The following is a 22,799-nucleotide window of genomic DNA, read 5'->3' as shown; positions in this document are numbered from 1 at the left end:
ATCGACCCCTAAGTTTTGTGTGTGCGGCGACTGGCCGTCGCCCTGCGATTCACGAATCATGCGCCGGATACGACGACGCCGCCCGGAGGCGGCGTCGTCGAATGCGTTTGCGCACTCGCGCGATCACTCCGGAATACGGCCCTCGGCGTCGCCGGCGGACACGTCGGCAGTCACATCGACCGCGTCCGTTGCCGCGCCTTCAGCTTCCGACACCACGGCCTCGTCGTCCAGTGACGCGTCGACGCGTTCGACCGCTTGCAGCGTCTCGTCCGCGGCCAGGCGGATCAGCGTGACGCCCTGCGTGTTGCGACCGACCTGCGAGATCTCCGCCGCGCGCGTGCGCACCAGCGTGCCGCCATCGGAGATCAGCAGCACCTCGTGGTGGTCGCTGAGCTGGATGGCGCCGACCAACTTGCCGTTGCGGGCGGTGGTCTGTAGCGCGATCACGCCCTGCGTGCCACGGCCCTTGCGCGGGTAGTCCGCCGCCGGGGTGCGCTTGCCGTAGCCGCGTTCGCTGGCGGTGAGGATGTCGCCGTCGCCTTCGATCACGATCAGGCTGCGGACTTCCTCGCCTTCGGCCAGGCGCATGCCGCGCACGCCGGTGGCGGTGCGGCCCATCGAACGGACTTCGTTCTCGGCGAAGCGCACGCCCTTGCCGTTGGAGGCGAAGAGCATGACGTCGCTTTCGCCGCAGGTGAGCGCGACGCCGATGAGCGCGTCGTTGTCGTCGAGGTTGATCGCGATCTTGCCGCGCTGCAGGCGGAAGGCGAACTCGGTCAGCGGCGTCTTCTTGACCGTGCCGTGCTTGGTCGCGAAGAACACGAAGCGGTCGTCGCGGTACTCGCGCACCGGGAGGACGGCCTGGACCTGTTCGCCCGGTTCCAGCGGAATCCAGTTGATGATCGGGCGGCCGCGCGCGTGCGGGCCGGCGTCGGGCAACTGGTGTACCGGCAGCCAGAACACGCGGCCGGCACTGGTGAAGGTGAGCAGCGTGTCGTGCGTGTTCACCAGCCACAGCTGGTCGATGAAATCCTCGTCCTTGGTCATCGCCGCGTTGCGGCCACGGCCGCCGCGACGCTGCGCGCGATACGAGCTGGCCGGCTGGCGCTTGGCGTAACCCGAATGCGAGAGCGTGACCACCACGTCTTCCGGCGCGATGAGGTCGAGGATGTCGAGGTCTTCCTCGCTGGCGCGGATTTCCGAACGACGCGCGTCGCCGAATTCTTCCTTCAGGTTGCGCAGCTCGGTACGGATGACGTCGAGCAGCACGTCCGGGTTTTCGAGGATGCGGATCAGGCCCGCGATGACCTCGAGCAACTGGCGGTATTCGTCGGTGAGCTTTTCCTGCTCCAGGCCCGTGAGGCGGTGCAGGCGCATTTCGAGGATCTGCTGCGCCTGGACTTCCGTGAGCTGGTAGCCGTCATCGGACAGGCCGACGCCCGCCGGCAAGTCGTCCGGACGCGAGGCATCGGCGCCGGCCGCGGCCAGCAGCGCGCCGACCAGGCCCGGCTGCCAACGGCGCGCGAGCATGCGCTCGCGGGCTTCGTTCGGGTTCGCCGAGGTCTTGATCAGCTCGATCATCTCGTCGATGTTGGCGAGCGCGACCGTCAGGCCTTCGAGCACATGGGCGCGCTGGCGGGCCTTGCGCAGTTCGAAGATGGTGCGGCGGGTGACGACTTCGCGGCGGTGGCGCACGAAGGCTTCGAGCATCTGCTTGAGGTTCAGCAGCTGCGGGCGGCCGTCGACCAGCGCGACCATGTTGATCGCGAACACCGACTCCATCTGCGTCTGCGCGTAGAGGTTGTTCAGCACGACCTCGGCCGACTCCCCGCGCTTGATCTCGATGAAGATGCGCATGCCGTCCTTGTCGGACTCATCGCGCAGTTCGCTGATGCCTTCCAGGCGCTTTTCCTTCACCAGCTCGGCGATCTTTTCGATCAGCCGCGCCTTGTTGACCTGGTACGGGATCTCGGACACCGCGATGGCTTCGCGGCCGGTGTCCTCGTTCACTTCGATCGCGGCGCGCGCACGCATGCGCACGCGGCCACGGCCGGTGCGATAGGCGAGCTGGATGCCGGCGGTGCCGTTGATGATGCCCGCGGTCGGGAAATCCGGACCGGGGATGTACTGCATCAGGCCTTCGACGTCGAGCAGCGGATCGTCGATCAGGGCGATCGTCGCGTCGATGACTTCGTTGAGGTTGTGCGGCGGGATGTTCGTCGCCATGCCGACCGCGATGCCCGCAGAACCGTTGACCAGCAGGTTCGGCACCCGCGTCGGCATGACGGTGGGTTCGAGTTCCTTCTCGTCATAGTTGGGCTGGAAGTCGACGGTTTCCTTGTCGATGTCCGCCATCAACTCGTGCGCCAGGCGCGACATGCGCGCCTCGGTGTAACGCATGGCCGCCGGGGAGTCGCCGTCGATCGAACCGAAGTTGCCCTGCCCGTCGACCAGCATGTAACGCAGCGAGAACGGCTGCGCCATGCGCACCAGCGTGTCGTACACCGCGGTGTCGCCATGCGGATGGTACTTACCGATGACGTCGCCGACGATGCGCGCCGACTTGTAGTACGGCTTGTTGCTGTGGGCGCCGAGCTCGTTCATCGCGAACAACACGCGACGGTGCACCGGCTTGAGGCCATCCCGGACGTCGGGGAGCGCGCGCCCCACGATCACGCTCATCGCGTAATCGAGGTAGCTGCGGCGCATCTCGTCTTCGAGGTTGACCGGGATGATTTCCTTGGCGAGTTCTGCCATTCGGTGGGCTTTTTCTAAGGAGTGCGCGAAGGCCAGAATTCTAGCACGAAAGCCCTCCCTCAACGCCGGTTTTTTCTATCCAGAAACAATCACTTAGAGGGCCTCGATGGCCTTCCTGAATTCGTCTTCGCCACTGTCCTCCCACCCCGGCACGGAAACCCGGCCGCCGAGTGCCTCGAGTTGGACGAGCAGTTGCAGCAATGCGTCGATCCGGGCGTCGGTCCACGCCTGCCCCATGCGGTAGTCCAGGCACAGTCTTCCGGGGAAAACGAAGACGCCGAGGTCGGGAATGCGTTGCCCTGCGACGTCGATGTCGGCGAGCAGGACGTGGAAGGGATCGACCTGCCCGGCCAACATCCGCCGCGCGTCCTCGGGGCCTTCGAATCGACGGTCGCGCGCCTGCTCGCGCTCGTGGATGTGCGCCTCGCCGGACGCAACGTTGGCTGAGGAAAGTGAGTACAGCAGGTCGAAGGCCTGGAGCAACCCGGCGTCCGATGCGAACGCGATGTCGACCTCGGGGAGCGAGCCGTCGTCTTCCTCGAAGTACGCGCGCAGCGCGTGGTCAAGCACCGAACGCGGCCCGCATCGACGCTGCGTCAGGCCGACGGATCACACCCCGCTCCGTGACGATCGCATCGATCAGGTCGTGCGGCGTGACATCGAACACCGGATTCCAGGCGTCGATGCCTTCGGCCACCGTGCGACTGCCGCCGACGACGTGCAATTCGGCGGCGTCGCGCTCCTCGATTTCGATCATCTCGCCGCTGGGCGTGGCCATGTCGACGGTCGAGGACGGCGCCACCACCATGAACCCGACGCCGTGGTGGCGGGCGGCGATCGCGAGTTGATAGGTGCCGATCTTGTTGGCGGTGTCGCCGTTGGCGCAGATGCGGTCGGCGCCGACGACCACCCACTGCACCTTGCCGGTCTTCATCAGGTGCGAGGCGGCCGAGTCGGCGATGAGCGTGGCGTCGATCCCGTCCTGCTGCAATTCCCACACGGTCAGTCGCGCGCCCTGCAACCACGGGCGCGTTTCGCCCGCGAACACCTGCTCGATCCGGCCCTGCGCGACACCCGCGCGGATCACGCCGAGCGCGGTGCCGAAACCGGCGGTCGCGAGCGAGCCGGTGTTGCAATGCGTAAGCACGCCGCTGCCCGGTTCGATGAGCGATGCGCCGAGCGCGCCCATGCGACGGTTGGCGGCGAGGTCTTCGGTATCGATCGCTTCGGCTTCGCGTTCGAGCGCGCCGCGCCAATCGTGGTCGGCGCGTGCGAGCGCCGCGCGCATGCGGGCGAGCGCCCAGGCCAGGTTGACCGCGGTCGGGCGTGCGGCGTTGAGGCGTTGCAGCGCGGGTTCGAGCTTGGCGCCGGCATCGCGTGCGTCGGTCGCTTCGATGTCGCGTTCGGCGAGTACGACACCCCAGGCCGCCGCGATGCCGATCGCCGGCGCGCCGCGGACGGCGAGCGCGTGTATGGCGGCGGCGACGTCGTCGCTCGTGCGGCAGGTCAGGTATTCGGTATCGAACGGCAGCTTGCGCTGATCGAGCAGTTCCAGGGCATCGCCGGTCCAGCGGATGGGGCGGATGCGGTCGTAGCGGGCGTAGTCGAAATCGTCCATGTCGGGGAGTTTAAAGCCTCGGGGGTTTATCCCCCTCAAGCGCGCTTTGCGCGCTTGATCCCCCCTTGGAAGGGGGATGGGGGGCGCTACCAGACTGTGAATTCTGCTCTGCAGCCGCGGCTCACCCACACGCCGCGCTGGTCCCAACCCCAGCTGTGGTTCTGCACGCACGGCGACTTCGACAACTGCTTGGTCATGCGCGCGCCCTGCCACACACCGACTTCGCAACGCCGTTCGCGGCCGCGGTCGGATTCGCAACGCACCTGCTGCGGGCCGAGTTTCTCTTCCGCCGCGCGACCTTCGCCGATCTGGAACTCCGCGCGACAGCCCTGCGACACCCACACGCTGTTGCGATCGTAGCCCCACGTGCTGTGCTGGATGCACTGCGACTTCGACAACTGGCGGATCAACTGCACGCCGCCGATCGTCAACGCCGGGCAATGACGACGCGACACCGTGTTGTTGGCCTCGCACTTGAGGAACTGCGGGCCCGGCGCGACGACCTTCGTATCGCCCAGGCCGAAATCCGCGCGGCATCCGCCACGCACCCACACTTCGCCTTCGCGCACGCCCCAGGTTTCGCCTTCGACGCACGGGCTGCGCGACAACTGACGTACCAGGCGCGCGCCGCCGCGCGTGTCGGCCTTGCACGACACCGCACGGCCTTTCGAAGATTCGCAGCGCACGATGTCGGGCCGATTCCCCGGATAGGGTTCGGCCGTGCGGAACTGCTGCGCCGACGCAGGCGCGACGGCCATGAGGCCGGCGAGCAGAACGCGGGAGGCGCTGGTTGGCATCGATGGAGCCCTCGATTTCCTGCGCGCACTTTCCCGGATCGCTGAATGCGGGGTCAAGGCGAACGTTGGACTCAGGCGCGTCACGCCCGCGCGAAATCGTAGGCGAGCACGTCGCCGATCCGGTCCGTCCCCCGCAGCGCCATCATGAGCCGATCCACGCCCAACGCAACACCCGCGCAGGGCGGCAAACCGCGCTCCAGCGCGGCCAGAAGCGCTTCGTCGATGGGCGGCGCCGCCTGTCCGCGCGCCTTTCGGACCGCCTGGTCGCGTTCGAAACGCGCGCGCTGCTCGTTGGCATCCCGCAATTCGTGATACCCGTTGGCCAGTTCCAGCGGGCCGAGGAAGACTTCGAAGCGCTCGGCCACCGGCGGATCGTCGTGTCGGATCTGCGCGAGCGCGCATTGCGAGGCCGGGTAATCGCGCACGATATGGACCGTGTCTGCGTCGAACGCCGGTTGCAGGCGATGCGTGATCAACAAGTCGAGCCAGTCGTCGCGCACCAAACCCGCCGGATCGATGACGACATCGCCGAGCGCGTTGCGCAACTGCGCCTCGTCGGCGGTGAACGGATCGAGGTCCAGGCGATCGCGGAACAGATCGCGATACGCGATGTCGACCACCCGCACGTCGCGTTCGACCAACGCGAGCGCCGCGCGAATCACGTCGACCGTTTCCGTCGCGACCCAGCGATGATCGCGACCGACGCGATACCACTCGAGCATCGTGAATTCGGGATTGTGGCGACCGCCTGCTTCGCCATCGCGGAACACGCGCCCGAGCTCGTAGCAATCGCCGATGCCTTCGGCGAGCAAGCGCTTGAGCGGGAACTCCGGCGACGTGCGCAGCCAGCGCGTGCGCGGTGCACCGTCGGTGCGGCCGGAGAATTCGAGCGAGAACGACGCGATGTTCGGATCGGTGTTGCCCGCGCGCGAAAGCACGGGCGTTTCGACTTCGAGCACGCCGCGTTCGGCGAAGAATGCGCGCAGCGTGGCGTACAGCCGTGCGCGAAGGCGGAGCGCATCGTGCGTCATGCGCGTTGTATCAGCCGCCCTGCTCGGCCAGGAATGCGAGCAGGCGCGCTTCGTCCCACACCTCGACACCGAGTTCCTGCGCCTTGGCCAACTTGCTGCCCGCAGCCTCGCCGGCGACGACGAAACTCGTCTTCTTCGACACGCTGCCGGACACCTTCGCGCCGAGCGCTTCGAGCTTCGCGCCGGCTTCGTCGCGCGACATCGACGACAGACCGCCCGTCAGCACGACCGTCTGCCCCGCGAGCGGGCCGTCGGCGGAGCGCTGCGGCGCGCCTTCCGGCCAGTGCACGCCATTGGCACGCAGCGCGGCGATGACTTCACGGTTGTGCGGCTGCGCGAAGAAGTGCGCGATGCGCGCGGCGACCACGGGACCGATATCGGGCACCTGGCGCAGCGTTTCCTCGTCGGCCGCGAGGATCGGATCGAGCGCGCCGAAATGCCGCGCCAGCGTGCGCGCCGTGCTTTCGCCGACGTCGCGGACACCGAGGGCGTAGAGCACGCGTTCGAGCGTCGTCGTACGGCTGGCATCGATCGCGGCGACGAGGTTCTCGGCCCACTTGGTCGCGACCTTGCCGGATTTCACCTTGCTCTGATCAGCATGAGCGGGCACCGCATCGGCGAGTTCGTCGGCGCGCTGTTTCATCGCGACGAAATCGTCGACGGTCAACTTGTAGAGGTCCGCGACACTGCGGACCATGTCGAACTCGACCAACGCCGTGATGAAGCGTTCGCCCAGGCCTTCGATGTCCATCGCGCGACGCGAGGCGAAGTGGAACAGCGCCTGCACGCGTTGCGCAGGACAGAACAGGCCGCCGGTGCAACGCGCGACGACTTCGTTTTCTTCGCGCTCGACCGCCGAACCGCACACGGGACATTCGGTCGGCAATTGATACGCGGGGAATTTCGGCTTGCCCTTCGCATCGAGCGGGCGCTTGTCTTCGACGACACGCACCACTTCCGGGATCACGTCGCCCGCGCGACGAATGATGACCGTGTCGCCGACGCGCACGTCCAGGCGCGCGATCTGGTCGGCGTTGTGCAACGTCGCGCGCGTGACGGTCACGCCGCCGACCTGCACGGGCGTCATCAGCACCCAGGGCGTCACCGCGCCGGTGCGGCCGACATTGACCTCGATCGACTCGACGACGGTCGGCGTTTCCTGCGCCGGGTACTTGTGCGCGATCGCCCAACGCGGCGCGCGCGAGACGAAGCCCATCGCGCGCTGCTGGTCGTAGCGATCGAGTTTGTAGACGACGCCGTCGATGTCGTACGCCAGCGCGTTGCGCTTCTCGCCGATGCGACGGTAGTACGCGAGCAGGCCTTCGGCGCCCGTGGCGACATCGACTTCCGCGCTCACCGGCAGGCCGAGTTCGCGCAGCCATTGCAGGGTGCGCGAATGCGTCGGCGGCAACGTCACGCCTTCGACTTCGCCCAACGCGTACGCATAGAACGCGAGCGGGCGCTGCGCCGTCATGCGCGGATCGAGCTGCCGCAACGAACCGGCCGCCCCGTTGCGCGGATTGGCGAGCGTCTTCTCGCCGTGCTCGCGCGCCCAGGCGTTGTACTTCTCGAACGCGGCCTTCGGCATGTAGACCTCGCCGCGCACTTCCAGGACCTTCGGCGCCTTGCCGCGCAACCGCAGCGGCACACTGCGCACGGTGCGCAGGTTGGCAGTCACGTCTTCGCCCGTCGCGCCATCGCCGCGCGTGGCGCCGCGCACGAACTCGCCGTCCTCGTAGCGCAGGCTGATCGCCAGGCCGTCGAGCTTGGGTTCGACGGAGAAATCGGGCGTCGCATCGCCGGTTTCCTTCGCGATGCGCGCGACGAACTCGGCGACCTCTTCGTCTTCGAACGCGTTCGCCAGCGAAAGCATCGGCACCGCGTGCTTCACTTCGGCGAACTTGCCGGAGGGCGTGGTGCCCACGCGCATCGTGGGCGATTGCGGATCGGCGAGTTCGGGATGGTCGCGTTCGAGCGCTTCGAGCTCACGCAGGAAGGTGTCGTACTCGGCGTCGGCGAGCGTGGGGTCGTCGAGGACGTAGTAGCGGTAGTTGGCGTCGTCCAGCAGGCGGCGCAGTTCTTCGACCCGCGCCGCGGTCGCAGCGGCCTTCCCCATTACCAGCGTGCCGGCTTCGTCAGCGGCGGCGCTTCGTGTTGGCGATCGTAGCCGCGCAACTCGTCGCGGATGTGCGCGATGCGCTGGCGGCCCAGGGCGTTGCGCGATTCATCGAGCACCACGCCGTCGAGCAACTCGGCCATGCGCTGCGCGGTCGGCAGCATCTTTTCCCAGGCATCCAGCGCGGTCATCGGCGCGGGCAGCGTCAGGAAGAAGGCGATCGCGGGCGTCTGGAGTTCCTGGATCGTGGCCATCTCGAAGCTGCCGGGCTTCATGATGTTGGCGACCGAGAAGATCGGGCCGCGCTCGGGGTGGCCTTCGACCAGGCGGTGGAAGATCTGCATGTGGCCGTAGGTCAGGCCGGCCTTCTCGGCGGCGACGACGATGTCGCTGCCGCGCAGCTTCTGGCCTTCGCGCGCGGCGACATACAGCGTCACGATCTTTTCGAAGGAGGCATCGCCGCGCTTGCCGAGATCGTCGTTGCGCGCGCCGAGCTCGAGCTCGGATTGCGATTGCTCGCCTTCGGCGAGTTCGTCGGCGATCTGTTCACCCAGCGTGGGTTCGATCCGTTCGGCGTCGGTGCGTCCGGCGTCGGCGAAACCGCCGCCGACACGACGCCCCTGCCCCGGCTTGCGCGGGCGGCCGAAGAAGTAGATCGCGGCGATCAACAAAACGCCTGCGATCGCGATGCCGATGCGCAATACGGTCGAATCCATCGCTTGCTCCCCGTGGAGGTTAGGCGGCGCCGGCCAGGCGCGCGGCTTCGGCGAGATCGACGGACACCAGGCGGCTCACACCCGGTTCGCGCATCGTGACGCCCGAGAGCTGCTGCGCGGCTTCCATCGTCGCCTTGTTGTGGGTGACGAACAGGAACTGTACTGCTTCGCTCATCTCGCTGACCATCGCCGTGAAACGGCCGACGTTGGCTTCGTCGAGCGGCGCGTCCACCTCGTCGAGCAGGCAGAACGGCGCCGGGTTGAGGCGGAAGATCGCGAACACCAGGGCGACCGCGGTCATCGCCTTCTCGCCGCCGGAGAGCAGCGAGATGTTCGACACGCGCTTGCCCGGCGGGCGCGCCATGATCGCCACGCCCGTGTCGAGCAGGTCCTCGCCCGTGAGTTCCAGGTACGCGTGGCCGCCACCGAACAGGCGCGGATACAGCTCCTGCACGCCCGAGTTCACGCGGTCGAAGGTGTCCTTGAACCGGCCGCGCGTCTCGCGGTCGATCTTGCGGATCGCTTCTTCCAGCGTTTCCAGCGCGGTGGACAGGTCGGTGTCCTGCGCGTCGAGGTATTCCTTGCGCTGTGCGGCTTCGGCATGTTCCTGGATCGCGGCGAGGTTCACCGGTTCCAGGCGGCGCAGCTTGGCGTCGAAGTCGGTGACCGTCTTTTCCCACGCGCTGACGTCGGCGTCCGGCGCGAGCGTGTCGATCACTTCCTGCAGCACGAAGCCGGCCTCGACCACCGCCGCCGACAACTGGTCGGCCTTGATGACGAGCGCCTGCTGGTCGAGCTTGCGCTGGCCGATCTTGTCGCGCTGCGCGATGGCTTGTTCGTCGCGCTGGTGGCGCGTTTGTTCGTTGCCGCGCAGTTCGGCGTCGATGCCTTCGAGCGTGGAGCGTGCTTCGCCCAGCGCCTTTTCGACGCGCACGCGTTCTTCCAGCGCCGCCTGGCGTTCGCTTTCCAGCGCATGCACCGGGGCGTCGCCATCGGTGAGTTGCGAGGCGAGTTCGCCCAGGCGCGAGTCGAGCTGGCCGCGCTGGCTGCCCATGCGTTCCAGCGACTGCGCGAGCGCGACGATCTGCGCGCGTTGCGATTCGACCGTCAGCGCGAGCGCATGCGCGGTGTCGCGCGATTCGCGCGCGGCGACGCGCGCGTTGTCGCGCGCTTCGGCGAAGCGGCGACGTTCGGCGTCGAGCGCCTGGCGCGTCTGTTCGAGTTCGGCCATGCGGCCGACGGCGTCTTCCTGCTTGCCGCGCGCGTCGCGGGCCTGCTCGCGGCTCGCGTCGAGCGTGGCGATCAGTTGCGAGAGTTCGGCATCGATGCGTTCGATGCGATTGCGCGCCGAGTCGAGCTTGCCCTGCTGGCTCTGCAACTGGCCGGCGAGTTCCGACACGCCACGATGCGCGAGATACAGCGCGCGCTGTGCGTCTTCGCGATGCTGTTCGGCGGCCAACGCTTGATCGCGCAGGCGCGTCAGCGTTTCGTTGAGGACCGCTTCGCGCTTCTGGAGGTCTTCGATCTCCGCGCGCAGCGACTGGATTTCCTTTTCACGCAGCAGCGCGCCCTGCTTCGCCGCACCGGAGCGCACCACGCGCACCCAGCCGGCGCCGAGGCGTTCGCCCGCGCGCGTGATCACCGATTCGCCATCGCCCAGCTGCGGCACGAGTGCGCGCGCTTCGGCCAGCGTTTCGGCGCCATGGAGTTTCGAGAGCAGGCGACGGATCGCGGCCGGGCCCTTCACCTTCGCGGCAAGCGAGGTCGGTGCGACCGGGAAGTCTTCGCCCGCGGGATCCACGAGCGTCAGGCGGCCTTCGCCGAGGTCGCCGAGGGCTTCGACGAGCGCTTCGGGCGCTTCGACCAACACGCCTTCGATCAACTGGCCGAGCGCGCCTTCGACGGCGTTTTCCCAACCCGATTCGACCTGCAACTTCTCGCCGACGCGCGCTGCGCTATCGAGGCCGCGCGCCATGAGCCACGCGGTGGCGGCGCCCTGTTCCTGGCCGAGCGCGGCGTGCTGCAACGCTTCGAGCGACGACAGGCGACCACGCGAGGCCTGCGCGTTCTTGCGCACGTCCGCGATTTCGCTCTGCGCGCTGCGCTGCTGGTCCTGCATGGCGGTGACCGCCGCCTTGCGTTCTTCGACCTGCGCGGTCAGGCCTTCGAGCGAAGCCTTCTGCGTGTCGTGCTGTTCTTGCGTGCCGGCGAAGATTTCCGACAGCGACGTCAGATCGAGGCTCGCACGTTCGGTGCTGAGTTGTTCGCGACGGCGATCGGCGTCGAGCGTCTGGCGATCGAGATGTTCGATGCGCGTGCGTTCGACATCGCCGGCGCGCGCGGCTTCGGATTGCGCCCTGGTGTGCGCATCCCAACGCTGCTGCCAATCGGCGAGCGCGGCTTCGGCGTCGCGCAGGGCGTCCTGGCGCGCGGTGTCGTCGGCGCGAAGGCGTTCGAGTTCGGGTTCGGCTTGCGCGATCGCGTCGCGCAGGCCGGTCAGGCGCGATTCGTCGCCGCTGATGTGCGAGCCCAGTTCGCTGAGCTGGCTCTGCGCTTCATCGCGCGCGCGCTGCAGGCGCTGCGCCATTTCGCGCTGGTGCGCGATCTGCTGTTCGATGCGCGCGAGCGTACCGCCGACCTGGTAGACGTTGGCCTGCGCCTTGTTCAGCGCTTCGCTGGCTTCTTCGCGGCGCACGCGATCGGTCTCGATCTTGCTCTCGGCGGCGCGTTGCTCGGCGATGAGCTGCTGCAGGCGCGTTTCTTCGTTGTCGAGCTTTTCCTTCAGCGCCTGCACGCGCGCGTCGAGGCCGCGGAATTCCAGCGCCTTCCACTCGGCGTCCTTGATGCGGCGCTCGGCCTGGATCGACTGGTACTGCTCGGCCTGGCGGGCCTGGCGACGCAGGTGTTCGAGCTGCTTGCCGACTTCTTCGCGCAGGTCATTGAGGCGATCGAGGTTTTCGCGCGTGTGGCGGATGCGCGTTTCGGTTTCCTTGCGGCGTTCCTTGTACTTCGAGATGCCCGCGGCTTCTTCGAGGAACACGCGCAGGTCTTCCGGGCGCGCCTCGATGATCTGGCTGATCATGCCCTGCTCGATGATCGAGTAGCTGCGCGGGCCCAGGCCCGTGCCGAGGAACAGGTCGGTGATGTCGCGGCGGCGGCACTTGGTGCCGTTGAGCGCGTAGATGCTCTGCCCGTCGCGGCTGACGGTGCGCTTGACCGAGATCTCGTTGAACGCGGCGAACTCGCCGGTGATCGTGTGGTCGCTGTTGTCGAAGATCAGCTCCACCGTCGCCTGCGACACCGGCTTGCGCGAGCTGCTGCCGGAGAAGATGACGTCGGTGAGCGAATCGCCGCGCAGGCGGCTGGCGGAGCTTTCGCCCATCACCCAGCGCACGGCGTCGATGATGTTCGACTTGCCGCAACCATTGGGCCCCACCACGCCGGTCATGTTGGTCGGCAGGTGCAGCGTGGTCGGATCGACGAAGGATTTGAAACCGGAGAGCTTGATCGTGGACAGGCGCATGCGGCGGTCGTTCGGCCCCTGCAGCACGCAGCCTAAAGGCCCGTGCCGCCGTATGTGAGAGATTCGCTTCGAAACATCCGCCAAGCCATTGATTCGGCAGGCGGCGCACGATCGCGTCATCGTGACTACGCGCGAGTATAGCGAGGCCTCCGGCGCCGTGGGCGCCTCGGCCGTGCGAATCGCTCAGCCCGTTGGGGCAAGCCGCTCGCCGGTGGCCGCATCGAAGGCGTGCCAGCGGCCGGGGGCGATCGACAGCGGCAGGGATTGGCCGGGGGGCGGGAGTTCGCGCGGGGGCATGCGCGAGACCAGCGTCTGCGCGCCGACGCGCACGTTCACGAGGGTTTCGTTGCCGAGCGCCTCGATCATTTCGATCGTGGAATGGAAGGCGCCGGCGCCTGCGGTGGCAGGCAACAGGTTTTCGGGACGCACGCCGATCGCGATGTCGCGCTGCAGCCAGGCGTCGGGAACCGAAGCGCCCTCGCCCATCGGGACGCGCAGTCCGTCGCCCAGGTCGAGCGCCAGGCCATCGCTGCGGACCAGCCGCCCGCGCAGCACGTTCATCGCCGGGCTGCCGAGGAAGGTGGCGACGAACAGGTTCGCCGGCCGGTCGTACAGCGCCATCGGCGTGTCGATTTGCTGCACGTGCCCGTCCTTCAGCACGACGATGCGCTGGCCGAGCGTCATCGCTTCGACCTGGTCGTGCGTGACGTAGACCATCGTCGCGCCCACCTGCCGATGCAGCCGCGCGATTTCCACGCGCATGCCGGCGCGCAGCTTGGCGTCGAGATTGGAGAGCGGTTCGTCGAGCAGGAAGACCTGCGGATGCCGCACGAGCGCGCGACCCAGCGCAACGCGTTGGCGCTGCCCACCCGAGAGCGCGGCAGGTTTGCGATCGAGGAGCTTGCCGAGTTCGAGCACGCGGGCGGCTTCGTCGACGCGCGAGGCGATGTCGGCCTTCGATGCGCCGCGCAGCTTCAGGCCGAAGCCGAGGTTCTCGGCGACCGTCATGTGCGGATACAGCGCGTAACTCTGGAAGACCATCGCGATGTCGCGGTCTTTCGGCGCGACGTCGTTTACCACGCGCTCGCCGATCCGCAACGTGCCCGATGAGATGTCTTCCAGGCCCGCGATCATCCGTAGCAAGGTCGACTTGCCGCAACCCGAAGGCCCGACCAGGACCAGCAGCTCGCCATCGACCACGTCGAAGGTGGCGCCGTCGACGCCGACGAACCCGTTGGGGTAGACCTTGCGGACCTGCTCGAGGCTGACCTGGGCCATCGGGTTCCGATTTCGAAGGGAAGGTTGTCGAACGAACGATTGTCGAGGGAACGGTGCACTACACGGCGTGTTGGCGTTATCCTGCCATGTAACCGTTTACACGAACAAACAATGGCCGCCAACCCGAACGCACGCCGCTTCCCCGAAGGTTTCCTCTGGGGAGCCGCCACCGCCGCGCACCAGATCGAAGGGTCCCCGATGGCCGACGGCGCGGGGCCGAGCATCTGGACGCGCTTCGCCCATACGCCGGGCATGACCGTCAACGGCGACACCGGCGACGTGGCCTGCGACCACTACAACCGCTGGAAGGACGATGTCGCGCTGATGGCTTCGCTGGGCCTGAAGGCGTATCGCTTCAGCACGTCGTGGTCGCGCATCCTCCCCGACGGCACGGGTCGAGTGAACCAGAAGGGCCTGGACTTCTACTCGCGCCTGGTCGACGAGTTGCTGGACAAGGGCATCGAACCCCTGCTCACCCTTTATCACTGGGACCTGCCGGCGGCGCTCGACGACCGCGGTGGCTGGCTCAACCGCGACGTCGCCGACTGGTTCGCCGAATACGGCAGCGTGCTGTATCGCGCGCTCGACGGCCGCGTGAAGAAGTGGGTGACGCTCAACGAGCCGTGGGTCGTCACCGACGGTGGCTATCTCCACGGCGCGCTCGCGCCGGGCCATCGCAGCAAGTACGAAACGCCGATCGCCACGCACAACCTGATGCGCGCGCATGGCGCGGCGGTAAAGGCGTATCGCGAGATCGGCAAGCACGAGATCGGCCTGGTGGTGAACATCGAGCCGAAGTACCCGAACACGCAGTCGCCCGAAGATCTCGCCGCGACCAAGCGCGCGCACGCGTACATGAACGAGCAGTACCTCGACGCGGCGTTGCTCGGCAAATATCCGCCGGAACTGAAGAATGAAATCTTCGGCGACGCGTGGCCCGAATGGGCCGACGAAGATTACGCGCTGATCAAGCAGAAGCTCGACTTCATCGGCATCAACTACTACACCCGCAGCGTGACGCAGGCCACCGACAGCTATCCGCTGAAGGCCGGCGCCGTGCGCCAGAAGCTGGGCACGTACACCGAAACCGGTTGGGAAGTCTTCCCGCAGGGCCTGACCGATCTGCTGGTGTGGGCGAAGGACCGCTACGGCAACCTGCCGACCTACATCACCGAGAACGGTGCGGCGTTCTTCGACCCGGCGGTCGCCGAAGAAGGCCGCGTGCGCGATCCGCTGCGCATGGGCTATCTCAAGAAGCACCTGACCGCGATCCGCGACGCCATCGACCAGGGCTGCGACATCCGCGGCTACATGGTGTGGTCGTTGCTGGACAACCTCGAATGGTCGCTCGGCTTCTCCAAGCGCTTCGGCATTGTGCACGTGAACTACGGCACGCAGGAACGCACGCCGAAGGACAGCGCGCGCTGGTATTCGAAGGCGATCGAGACGCACGGCGCTTCAATCGACGATCCGTTGCCTTACTGATCTGCTCCCTCCCCTGTACGCAGGGGAGGGCCGGGGTGGGATTACGCGTTACCGCGCGATCTCAACGCGGGCAGGCACACGCGTCACCCGCGTTTCCTTGCCATTCCAAGGCAACACCAGCCCACCCTTCGGCAGCGTGATGCCACCGCCGACCTCCAGCACCAACTTGTCGCCCACTTCGCGCAACGAATACGACAGCGGCCCGCCCGGCGTGCGCAGGCCTTCGATCGCGATGCCCTCGCCCTTCAACCAATCAGCGGGAATGCCGGCGGCGATGACGATGGACTCGTCCTCAGGGCGCTCATACGCGAACAGATCCAGCGCCGAGCGCACGTAGTCGCTCGCCACCCATGCGTGCGGCAGATCGCCGAGGAAGAACGGCTTGCGCGGCGTGCGCGAAACCACTTCCGCCCACTGATTCCACGCGCGCGGTTGTTGGTCCGCGAAGAAGAAGTCGAGCGCGGATTGCGCGCGATCACGCCAGCCCAGGCGGACGAAGGTGCCCACCGTCCGTAGTTCGTACGGCGTGTAATCCTTCCACTCGCGCTCGCCCTTGCGGCGTTGTTCGAACTCGCGCCAGTAACGCTCGAAGGTCTTCTCCAGTGCGCCCGGCGGGAGAATCGCGTCGGCTGCGCCCGGTGCGAGTGCAATCGTCGTCGACGTCGCGTCGAAGTCGCCGAGTTCCGCGGAGCCTGGAATGAAGTCGATTTTCTGCTGCGCCATTGCGGTACGCAGCGAGGCTTGCAAGTCGCCCGAGAATTGATCGCGTGACGCGGCGAAGCGTTTCGCGTCCGCATCCTTCCCGAGCCACTGCGCGATTTCGACGGCATCCTTGTACCCACGTAACGCCCAGAAATCGTCCCAGTACGAGTGCATCGGTTTGGCCGAATAGCCTTCGTGGCTGATCGACGCGGGCATCAGCCCGTAGAACGCCTGGTTCTTCGCGCGATTGGCTTCGGTGCGCTCGCTCGCGCGCAGCGCGTCCATGTACTTCACGGCGCCGACGACATGCGGCCACATCTGTTCGAGCAACGCACGGTCGCGCGTGTAGCGATACATCTCGGCGACGAGATAGATCAACTCACCGTGGCTGTCGTTCTCCGGAACGGGATCGGCGCCGCGATCGTCGACGCAACACGGCACCTTCCCGCTGTCGAACTGGTACGGCGCGTACCACTGCAGGAATTCCTTCGCGATGTCTTCGCGGCCAAGACGCAGCAGACCTTCGCCGATCATCGCGCCGTCGCGGATCCACGCACGCGCATACGAGCGCGTGCCCGGTTGCAGGCGCGGGCCGACGCGACTGATGGCCATGTGGGCGAGCGCGGTGCGGATGGTGTTGGCGATGTGCTCGCCTTGTGGCGGCACCTTGAATTTTACGCGGTCGAGTTTGTCGTGCCATTGCAGCGCCACGGCTGCCTGTCTTGCCTCGGCGTTGCTCGCGTCCAGTTCACCATCGCCGCCAAGCGAGGAGACCCACGCGACGTCGAAGGACTCTCCGGGCGAGAGGTGTACTTCGTAATGCATCGCGCCGCTGGCGAGATCGTCCGGATCCCGCGCCCATGGCGGCGAATGCGACGTCGGCGCGATCAAGGGGTCACCTTGCGCGGCGAACACGCTGACCTCCATTTGCGATGCGGCGCGCGAGAACCGCACGATCCTGTCGTCGACGCGCATGTCGTTTGCCGCGACTTCAATGGATCCGATCGGGCTCACGCCGCCCGTCGTATTGAGGAATTGGCTCGGCGGGTTCACCTGGAGCGGCCGCGCACGCAACTGCAACGTGAAATCGGCCGGCTCTCGCGAGGTGTTGGTCAGGCGATAGCGCGCGACCAGCCGTGCGTCGCCTGGCTTGCCTTCGCCAAAGGCCGTGATGTGCAGTTTGAAGTCGGGGTGCTGCCAATGCACGGATGGGATCGGCAAATAGTCGTCCTGCAAGGATTGGGTCGCCTGCACATCCGCCCAGGTCGCTCGGCCCGACGGACCGATCACGACAGGTTCGATGCTGAAGCGGCCCTTCCCAACTTCGATCGCACCGTCTTCACCGATCAGGCCTTGCTCGCGACCACCGTCGACACCGACGATCGTCCAATAAGACTGCTCGCCGATGAATCCGCGCGGATAGTCGCCGCGCTTCGCGCGCATGGCCACTGCCTCGATGAAGGCGTTCTTCGAAGCAGAGAAAGCGAGCGGTTGGATGTCTGCGCGCAATAGCGTTCCTGGAAAGTCCGGCGCCGGAGAGATGCGCACGTAACGGCCCTCTTCCTCCGGCATCGCGACGAAGTCTTCGGCACCATCGGACATCCGCACGCGATAGCCGCCGTGCCAGGCGGAGCCGTAGTTCGACAAGTCGACCGTGTAATCGCCGGACTGCTTTTCCGGGGCCCATTGGAGGATTGCGCCGCCGAGTTCGCGCACGGTGGCAAGATCGATGACGTACGCGTCACCGACTTGCGCGAGATTCCCAGTCAGCGGGGCGTCGTTCTGGGGCGGCAACGCATCAAACGTCAGCGCATCGAAACACGCACTCCCCTTCCCACCCTCGCCGCTCGCGAGCGTGAACTCGAGTTTCGCGCTGTGCGTGAGCTCCTTCTCTTCCGACGGGCCCCACGCTTTCGAGATGTGGCGCTTCTTGAAACGCATCTGCGTCCATTCGGACGGGAACGCGAACTTCGGCTTCGTCACCCACCAAACGTTGTCGCCGCTGGCATCGACGAGTTTGAACTGGAAGTCGTTCGTCGGGCCCTTGCCGCGCACCTTGAAGGCGAATGCGTAGTTATCCGGGTAGTCCAGCGCGACGTCGCGTTGCAGGCCGACGTACCCGGACACACCGTGGAAGTCGTAGTCCAGGCACACGCCACCATCGGCGTTGCGCAAGGTGCCGGTGACCTGATCGGACTGAATGACCTTCCACCCGTCCGTCGAATCGAATGCATCGATCACACGCGCCTGCGCGCCGAACGCCAACAGGCACAGCGCGCCCGCGATCCACTGCCTCATCCCTTCACGCTCCCGACCAGCAGGCCCTGCAGGTAGTAGCGCTGCAGGACCAGGAACAACACCAGCACCGGGATCACGGTGACCACCGCGCCGGCCATCATCAATTCGTTGTCCTGCACGTGTTCGCGCGAGAGATTCGCGAGCGCGACCGGCAAGGTTTGCATCGTCTGGTCGCTCAACACGATCAAGGGCCACATGAAGTCGTTCCAGGCGCCGAGGAAGGCGAAGATCGCGAGCGTCACGAGGATCGGGCGCAGAGCCGGCAACACGATCTGGAAGAAGATGCGGGCCTCGCCGGCGCCGTCGATGCGCGCGGCTTCCAACAATTCATCCGGCAACGAGCGCGCGTACTGGCGCACGAGGAAGATGCCGAACACGCTCGCCAGGCCCGTGACCATCGCGCCGAAATACGTGTTCACCAATCCCATCTGCTTGAGCAACAGGAACAGCGGCATCATCGCGACCTGCGCGGGAATCACCAACGCGGCGAGCAACGCACGGAACGTGCGCTCGCGCCCCTTGAACCGGAGTTTCGCGAAGGCGTAGCCCGCCAGCGTGTTGAGCAGCACGGAGATCAGCATCACGCCCGTGGCGATGATGAAGCTGTTCAACAGATAGCGGCCCATGCCGGCGCGCAGGAACAGTTCGCGGTAGTTGTGCAGCGTCGGCTCGGTGGGCCACCACGGCGGCGGAAAATGGCTCGCCTCGCCCGGCCGCATGAACGACACCAGCAGCATCCACACGAGCGGCGCAAGCGCGGCCGCGGCGAACATGATCAACGCACCGTTGACCGCCACGGACGACCACAAACGCTGGCGCGCGACGCTGTTCATTCGGCGCCCTTCTTGCGTGCGAGCCACAATAGGCCGCTCGTCACCGTCGTCATCAGGAGGAACAACAGGAAGGCCACCGCCGATGCATTACCGAGGTTCCACCACTTGAAGCCTTCCTCGTACATCAGATACAGCACGCTCACGGTGCTCTGCAGCGGTCCGCCCTGCGTGATCACATAAGGCTCGGCGAACAACTGGAAATACCCGGCCATCGTGAGGATCGACACGAGCAGCAACACCGGTCCAAGCATCGGCAAGGTGACGTGCAGCAGTTGCCGCCACCACGTTGCGCCGTCGATGCGCGCGGCTTCGTACAGGTCTTCCGGGATGGCCTGCAGGCCGGCCAGGAAGATGATCATGTTGTAGCCGAAGTTCTTCCACACGGCGAAGAGGATGATCGTCGGCATCGACCAATGCGGATCGCCCAGCCAGTCGATCGGGTCGATGCCCGCCAGCCCGAGCAGCCAGTTCACCATGCCGTAGCGCGTGTGGAAGAAGTAGCGCCAGATCACGGCGACCGCGACCACCGTCGTCACCACGGGCGCGAACAAGGACGTGCGGAACAAGGGCTTGAAGCGCGCGAGCTTCGAATGCAGCAGCAGCGCGGCCGCCAGCGAGGCGAAGATCGACAGCGGCACGCCGACGAGCACGAAGTACAGCGTGTTCCCCAGCGCCTTCCAGAACAGTGGATTGCCGAGCAACCCGATGTAGTTGTCGAGCCCGACGAAGCGCAGGTTGCGGAGATCCGCTAGCGCGTAAATGTCGAAATCGGTGACCGACAACGCGAACGCCGCCAACACCGGCAGCACGAAGAACAACGCGATCACCGACAACGCCGGCGCGGTAAACGCCCATCCCGCGAGCGAGGCCTTCATTGCGCGCCACCGGGCAGCGTGTGTTGATCGTGCATCCAACGACGCTTTTCGAGGATGCGATCGGCGCGGCGATCCATTTCGGCGGCGGCTTCGTCGACGGTCAGGCGATCATTGGCGACTAGCTCGCCCACGAAACGCATTTCCTGGGCGATGCGTTCCCACTCGGGCACTTTCGGCGCGGATACCGCGCGCTCCAACTGTTCGCGGAACGCCTGGATATACGGATCGTTCGCGAGCGCCGGCGCCGACCACGGCGCGCGACGCGGCGGCGGATTACCCGTGATCGCATGCAGCCGAATCTGTTGCGCAGGTTCCGACAACCACGCGATCAGTTGCCACGCCGCTTCCTTGTTCTTCGACTTCTTGAACAAGACGAAGCTCGTGCCGCCCGCCACCGATGCGCCCGGCCCGTTCGGCCCCGGCAGCGGCATCGTGCCCCACGAGCCCGCGACATCCTGCGGCAAGCGCTTGCGGAACTCGGCGATGTTCCAGGGCCCGTTGACGTAATAACTGAAGTAGCCGCGCCCGAGTTCCTGCCACACATTCGAGATGCGCGTGTTGTCCACGCGCGGCGCGAGGCCTTCGTCGAAGGTGTCCTTGTAGAACTGCAGCGTGCGCTTGAAGCCTGCGCTTCGGAAATTCCCGTGTCGCCCGTTGTCGCGCAGCAGCGGATCGGGCTGCTGCACCGCAAGATTGAGCAGCGGCTCGTATTCGTTGAGCGGCAACAGGATCGCGTAACGATCCGGCCCGACGTGCTTCTTCACCGCACGCATCGCGCTGCGCCACTCCGCCCAATCGCGCGGCATCGTCGTCACGCCGGCGGCGGCGACGATGTCCTTGCGATAGAACGGCAGCCGCGTTTCGACGTACCACGGGATCGCCAGTGTCTTCCCATCGATGACGCCGGTGTCCCACGCGCCCGAAAAATAATCGGAGACCACGATGCCGGGCGTCTTTGCGATCCACGGATCCAGCGGCTCGATCGCATCGAGCGTGGCGAACTCGGAAATCCACGTATTGCCGAGCGGCGAAACATCCGGCAGGGAATCGCCGGCGAATGCAGTGAGCAATTTTTCGTGCGCGGCCGTGACCGGAAGCTGTTGCAGCTGCACCTTGATGCCGGGATGCGTGCGTTCGAAGTCCGGCAACATCTGGGCGACCATGTCGCCCTCGTAGCCCATCACCCAGAAGCGGATGGTCGTGGTCTTGCTGTCTTCTTCTGCACGCGAGCAACCCGCGAGCATCGCCACGCACGCGACACAGGCCCACAGCCACGTGCGCAGCGAGCGTGTCATTTCGCCTCGTCGAGCCACCCGCCGGTGAAGCCCGCGCGCTCCAGGCCTTTCCGGATGTAGGGATTGCGACGCATCACCGACCACACGAAATCGCTGCGGTGGTTTTCGATCATCAACACGATCGGGCCCTGGTCGATGCCGAGGTAATCCTTGTCGACCCAGCCGACGCCATCGACGATCTGCCCGTGCTGCAACTTGCGATCGGTGAACGTGAAGCTCGGGTTGAACGCATCGAGGAAGCCGTACTTCTGGTAGATCGCCTTGCCGTAGCGATCATGCATCGCCTGGATCGCGGCGATCGATTCTTCAGGCGTGAACGGAATCGAAGACGCCGCGGCCGTCGGGACGATCGTGCCGTCGTCGACGGTGTATTCGGTGCCGACACCGCGCGCGGTGTAGGTCTGGAACTTGCGCGGCTTGCCCTTGAAATCGATGACCGCATCGATCGGGCCATCGGAGGCGGTCCAACCCCACACGCTCGCGTCGTAGCCGGTCCAGCCTTGCGTGTTCTGCTTGCCGTAGAGCTGATGCGACAACGTCGCGCGGCGGCTGTTCTCGAAATAATCGATGCCGCGACGCTTCATGTAATCGTCGGTGATGCCGCGGAAATCGATCCACACGTGCGAATACTGATGGCCGAACAATGGTGGGAACGTCAGGTGTTCCTGGCCGCCATTGAACGAACCCCACGAACGATCGTAGGTCGAGGTCCATGCATCGTAGGCATCGCGATCCACCGGATGCGTCGGCGAACCGAGCGCCATTACGTAGACGAGGATCGCTTCGTTGTAACCGTTCCAGTCGTAGGCGATGAAGCCGTCCTCCGGCTTCCAGCCCATCGAGATCAGCGGCTTGCGCGTTTGCGCGAACGGCCACTCCACCGCGCGATACAAGGCATCGGCCGTATCGCGGATTTCCTTTTCGCGCGGATCGTCGCGATCGTAGAACGTCTGCGCGAACAACACGCCGCCCATCAGCAGCGTCGTGTCGACGGTGGAGAGTTCATTGGTCGCGAAGCGCTCGCCCGACTGCATGTCGAGGAAGTGGTAGTAGAAGCCCTTGTAACCCGACGTGCCGCTCGCTTCGGGCCCCTGCTTCGCATTCTTGAGAAAGCGCAACGTCGCGAGCGTGCGCTCGATGGCCTGGTCGCGCGTGATCCAACCACGTTCGACGCCCACGCCGTACGCGGTCAGCCCGAAGCCCACGGCCGCGATCGACGAGAACGACGGCGTGGGCCAGCGATCGGGCACCAACCCGTTCTTCGGGTTGGTGGTTTCCCAGAAGTACTCGAACGTGCGCCTTTGGAGATCGTCGACGACCGGCGGAACCGCACGATCCACGTTCGCCTTCGCCGATGTCGCCGGCGGCGGCGTCGCGGTGGTGGAAACCTGTTTCGCATCGTCGTGCTGGCATGCGGCCAGCGCGACGGTTGCGAGCGCGGTGAGGACGAATTTCGAAAGCGCTTGCTGCATTAC

At 66.1% G+C, this 22,799-nt stretch carries 15 protein-coding genes; 1 reads left to right on the top strand and 14 read right to left on the bottom strand.

Translation table 11 applies throughout. The features are described from left to right. Positions 1-123: 123 nt before the first annotated feature. The 9 genes from gyrA to GN331_RS10515 all read right to left on the bottom strand — a co-directional run bounded on the left by gyrA (position 124) and on the right by GN331_RS10515 (position 13,836). Positions 124-2,757, bottom strand: a complete 2,634-nt coding sequence (gyrA, locus tag GN331_RS10555; protein ID WP_156641939.1) for a DNA gyrase subunit A — start codon at positions 2,755-2,757, stop codon at positions 124-126. Positions 2,758-2,850: 93 nt separating this feature from the next. Beyond that, positions 2,851-3,327 (bottom strand): hypothetical protein, encoded by a 477-nt coding sequence (locus tag GN331_RS10550; protein WP_156641938.1) that lies wholly within the window; start codon positions 3,325-3,327, stop codon positions 2,851-2,853. Then, on the bottom strand, positions 3,320-4,375 hold the full coding sequence (gene mtnA, locus GN331_RS10545; RefSeq protein WP_156641937.1) for an S-methyl-5-thioribose-1-phosphate isomerase: 1,056 nt from the start codon (positions 4,373-4,375) through the stop codon (positions 3,320-3,322). Before mtnA ends, GN331_RS10550 begins: the two co-directional genes overlap by 8 nt. Before the next feature lie 86 nt (positions 4,376-4,461). Next, positions 4,462-5,172 carry a DUF3011 domain-containing protein gene (locus GN331_RS10540; RefSeq protein ID WP_156641936.1) on the bottom strand — a complete coding sequence of 237 codons (711 nt, stop codon included), beginning with the start codon at positions 5,170-5,172 and terminating at the stop codon, positions 4,462-4,464. 80 nt (positions 5,173-5,252) lie between these two features. After that, positions 5,253-6,203, bottom strand: a complete 951-nt coding sequence (gene epmA / locus GN331_RS10535) for an EF-P lysine aminoacylase EpmA (RefSeq protein ID WP_156641935.1) — start codon at positions 6,201-6,203, stop codon at positions 5,253-5,255. Between the two features lie 10 nt (positions 6,204-6,213). Then, positions 6,214-8,319, bottom strand: coding sequence for an NAD-dependent DNA ligase LigA (ligA, locus tag GN331_RS10530; protein ID WP_156641934.1), 2,106 nt, complete (start codon positions 8,317-8,319; stop codon positions 6,214-6,216). Further along, positions 8,319-9,035 (bottom strand): cell division protein ZipA, encoded by a 717-nt coding sequence (zipA, locus tag GN331_RS10525; protein ID WP_156641933.1) that lies wholly within the window; start codon positions 9,033-9,035, stop codon positions 8,319-8,321. The genes ligA and zipA overlap by 1 nt, the downstream gene beginning before the upstream one ends. Before the next feature lie 19 nt (positions 9,036-9,054). Continuing rightward, positions 9,055-12,558: a chromosome segregation protein SMC gene (gene smc, locus GN331_RS10520; RefSeq protein WP_156641932.1), complete on the bottom strand. Its 3,504-nt coding sequence runs from the start codon at positions 12,556-12,558 to the stop codon at positions 9,055-9,057. 183 nt (positions 12,559-12,741) lie between these two features. Then, a complete protein-coding gene (locus GN331_RS10515; RefSeq protein WP_156641931.1) occupies positions 12,742-13,836 on the bottom strand; it encodes an ABC transporter ATP-binding protein in 1,095 nt (364 codons plus the stop codon). A gap of 111 nt (positions 13,837-13,947) precedes the next feature. Between GN331_RS10515 and GN331_RS10510 the strand changes: the two genes are divergently transcribed. After that, entirely contained in the window at positions 13,948-15,321 is a 1,374-nt protein-coding gene (locus GN331_RS10510) for a GH1 family beta-glucosidase (RefSeq protein WP_156641930.1), read from the top strand. A gap of 48 nt (positions 15,322-15,369) precedes the next feature. Here GN331_RS10510 and GN331_RS10505 read toward each other — a convergent pair whose 3' ends face one another. From GN331_RS10505 to GN331_RS10485, 5 genes are read right to left on the bottom strand one after another with little or no spacing between them, the layout of a single operon-like run. After that, positions 15,370-18,321, bottom strand: a complete 2,952-nt coding sequence (locus GN331_RS10505) for an alpha-L-rhamnosidase-related protein (RefSeq protein ID WP_156641929.1) — start codon at positions 18,319-18,321, stop codon at positions 15,370-15,372. After that, a complete protein-coding gene (locus GN331_RS10500; RefSeq protein ID WP_156641928.1) occupies positions 18,318-19,154 on the bottom strand; it encodes a carbohydrate ABC transporter permease in 837 nt (278 codons plus the stop codon). Before GN331_RS10500 ends, GN331_RS10505 begins: the two co-directional genes overlap by 4 nt. Next, positions 19,151-20,029, bottom strand: a complete 879-nt coding sequence (locus tag GN331_RS10495) for a carbohydrate ABC transporter permease (protein ID WP_156641927.1) — start codon at positions 20,027-20,029, stop codon at positions 19,151-19,153. Before GN331_RS10495 ends, GN331_RS10500 begins: the two co-directional genes overlap by 4 nt. Further along, positions 20,026-21,324 (bottom strand): sugar ABC transporter substrate-binding protein, encoded by a 1,299-nt coding sequence (locus GN331_RS10490; protein ID WP_156641926.1) that lies wholly within the window; start codon positions 21,322-21,324, stop codon positions 20,026-20,028. The genes GN331_RS10495 and GN331_RS10490 overlap by 4 nt, the downstream gene beginning before the upstream one ends. Next, positions 21,321-22,796, bottom strand: coding sequence for a glucoamylase family protein (locus GN331_RS10485; protein WP_156641925.1), 1,476 nt, complete (start codon positions 22,794-22,796; stop codon positions 21,321-21,323). The genes GN331_RS10490 and GN331_RS10485 overlap by 4 nt, the downstream gene beginning before the upstream one ends. Positions 22,797-22,799 lie beyond the last annotated feature (3 nt).

The sequence above is a fragment of the Noviluteimonas gilva genome (genome assembly GCF_009740395.1).
Taxonomy (GTDB): domain Bacteria; phylum Pseudomonadota; class Gammaproteobacteria; order Xanthomonadales; family Xanthomonadaceae; genus Noviluteimonas; species Noviluteimonas gilva.
This window is presented reverse-complemented; position numbering and strand designations above follow the sequence as displayed.

Bases quoted from the DNA above. Each gene is read 5' to 3' on its own strand.
- gyrA (WP_156641939.1), bottom strand. From the start codon at position 2,757: ATGGCAGAACTCGCCAAGGAAATCATCCCGGTCAACCTCGAAGACGAG.
- mtnA (WP_156641937.1), bottom strand. From the start codon at position 4,375: ATGGACGATTTCGACTACGCCCGCTACGACCGCATCCGCCCCATCCGC.
- GN331_RS10540 (WP_156641936.1), bottom strand. From the start codon at position 5,172: ATGCCAACCAGCGCCTCCCGCGTTCTGCTCGCCGGCCTCATGGCCGTC.
- epmA (WP_156641935.1), bottom strand. From the start codon at position 6,203: ATGACGCACGATGCGCTCCGCCTTCGCGCACGGCTGTACGCCACGCTG.
- ligA (WP_156641934.1), bottom strand. From the start codon at position 8,319: ATGGGGAAGGCCGCTGCGACCGCGGCGCGGGTCGAAGAACTGCGCCGC.
- zipA (WP_156641933.1), bottom strand. From the start codon at position 9,035: ATGGATTCGACCGTATTGCGCATCGGCATCGCGATCGCAGGCGTTTTG.
- smc (WP_156641932.1), bottom strand. From the start codon at position 12,558: ATGCGCCTGTCCACGATCAAGCTCTCCGGTTTCAAATCCTTCGTCGAT.
- GN331_RS10515 (WP_156641931.1), bottom strand. From the start codon at position 13,836: ATGGCCCAGGTCAGCCTCGAGCAGGTCCGCAAGGTCTACCCCAACGGG.
- GN331_RS10510 (WP_156641930.1), top strand. From the start codon at position 13,948: ATGGCCGCCAACCCGAACGCACGCCGCTTCCCCGAAGGTTTCCTCTGG.
- GN331_RS10505 (WP_156641929.1), bottom strand. From the start codon at position 18,321: ATGAGGCAGTGGATCGCGGGCGCGCTGTGCCTGTTGGCGTTCGGCGCG.
- GN331_RS10500 (WP_156641928.1), bottom strand. From the start codon at position 19,154: ATGAACAGCGTCGCGCGCCAGCGTTTGTGGTCGTCCGTGGCGGTCAAC.
- GN331_RS10495 (WP_156641927.1), bottom strand. From the start codon at position 20,029: ATGAAGGCCTCGCTCGCGGGATGGGCGTTTACCGCGCCGGCGTTGTCG.
- GN331_RS10490 (WP_156641926.1), bottom strand. From the start codon at position 21,324: ATGACACGCTCGCTGCGCACGTGGCTGTGGGCCTGTGTCGCGTGCGTG.
- GN331_RS10485 (WP_156641925.1), bottom strand. From the start codon at position 22,796: ATGCAGCAAGCGCTTTCGAAATTCGTCCTCACCGCGCTCGCAACCGTC.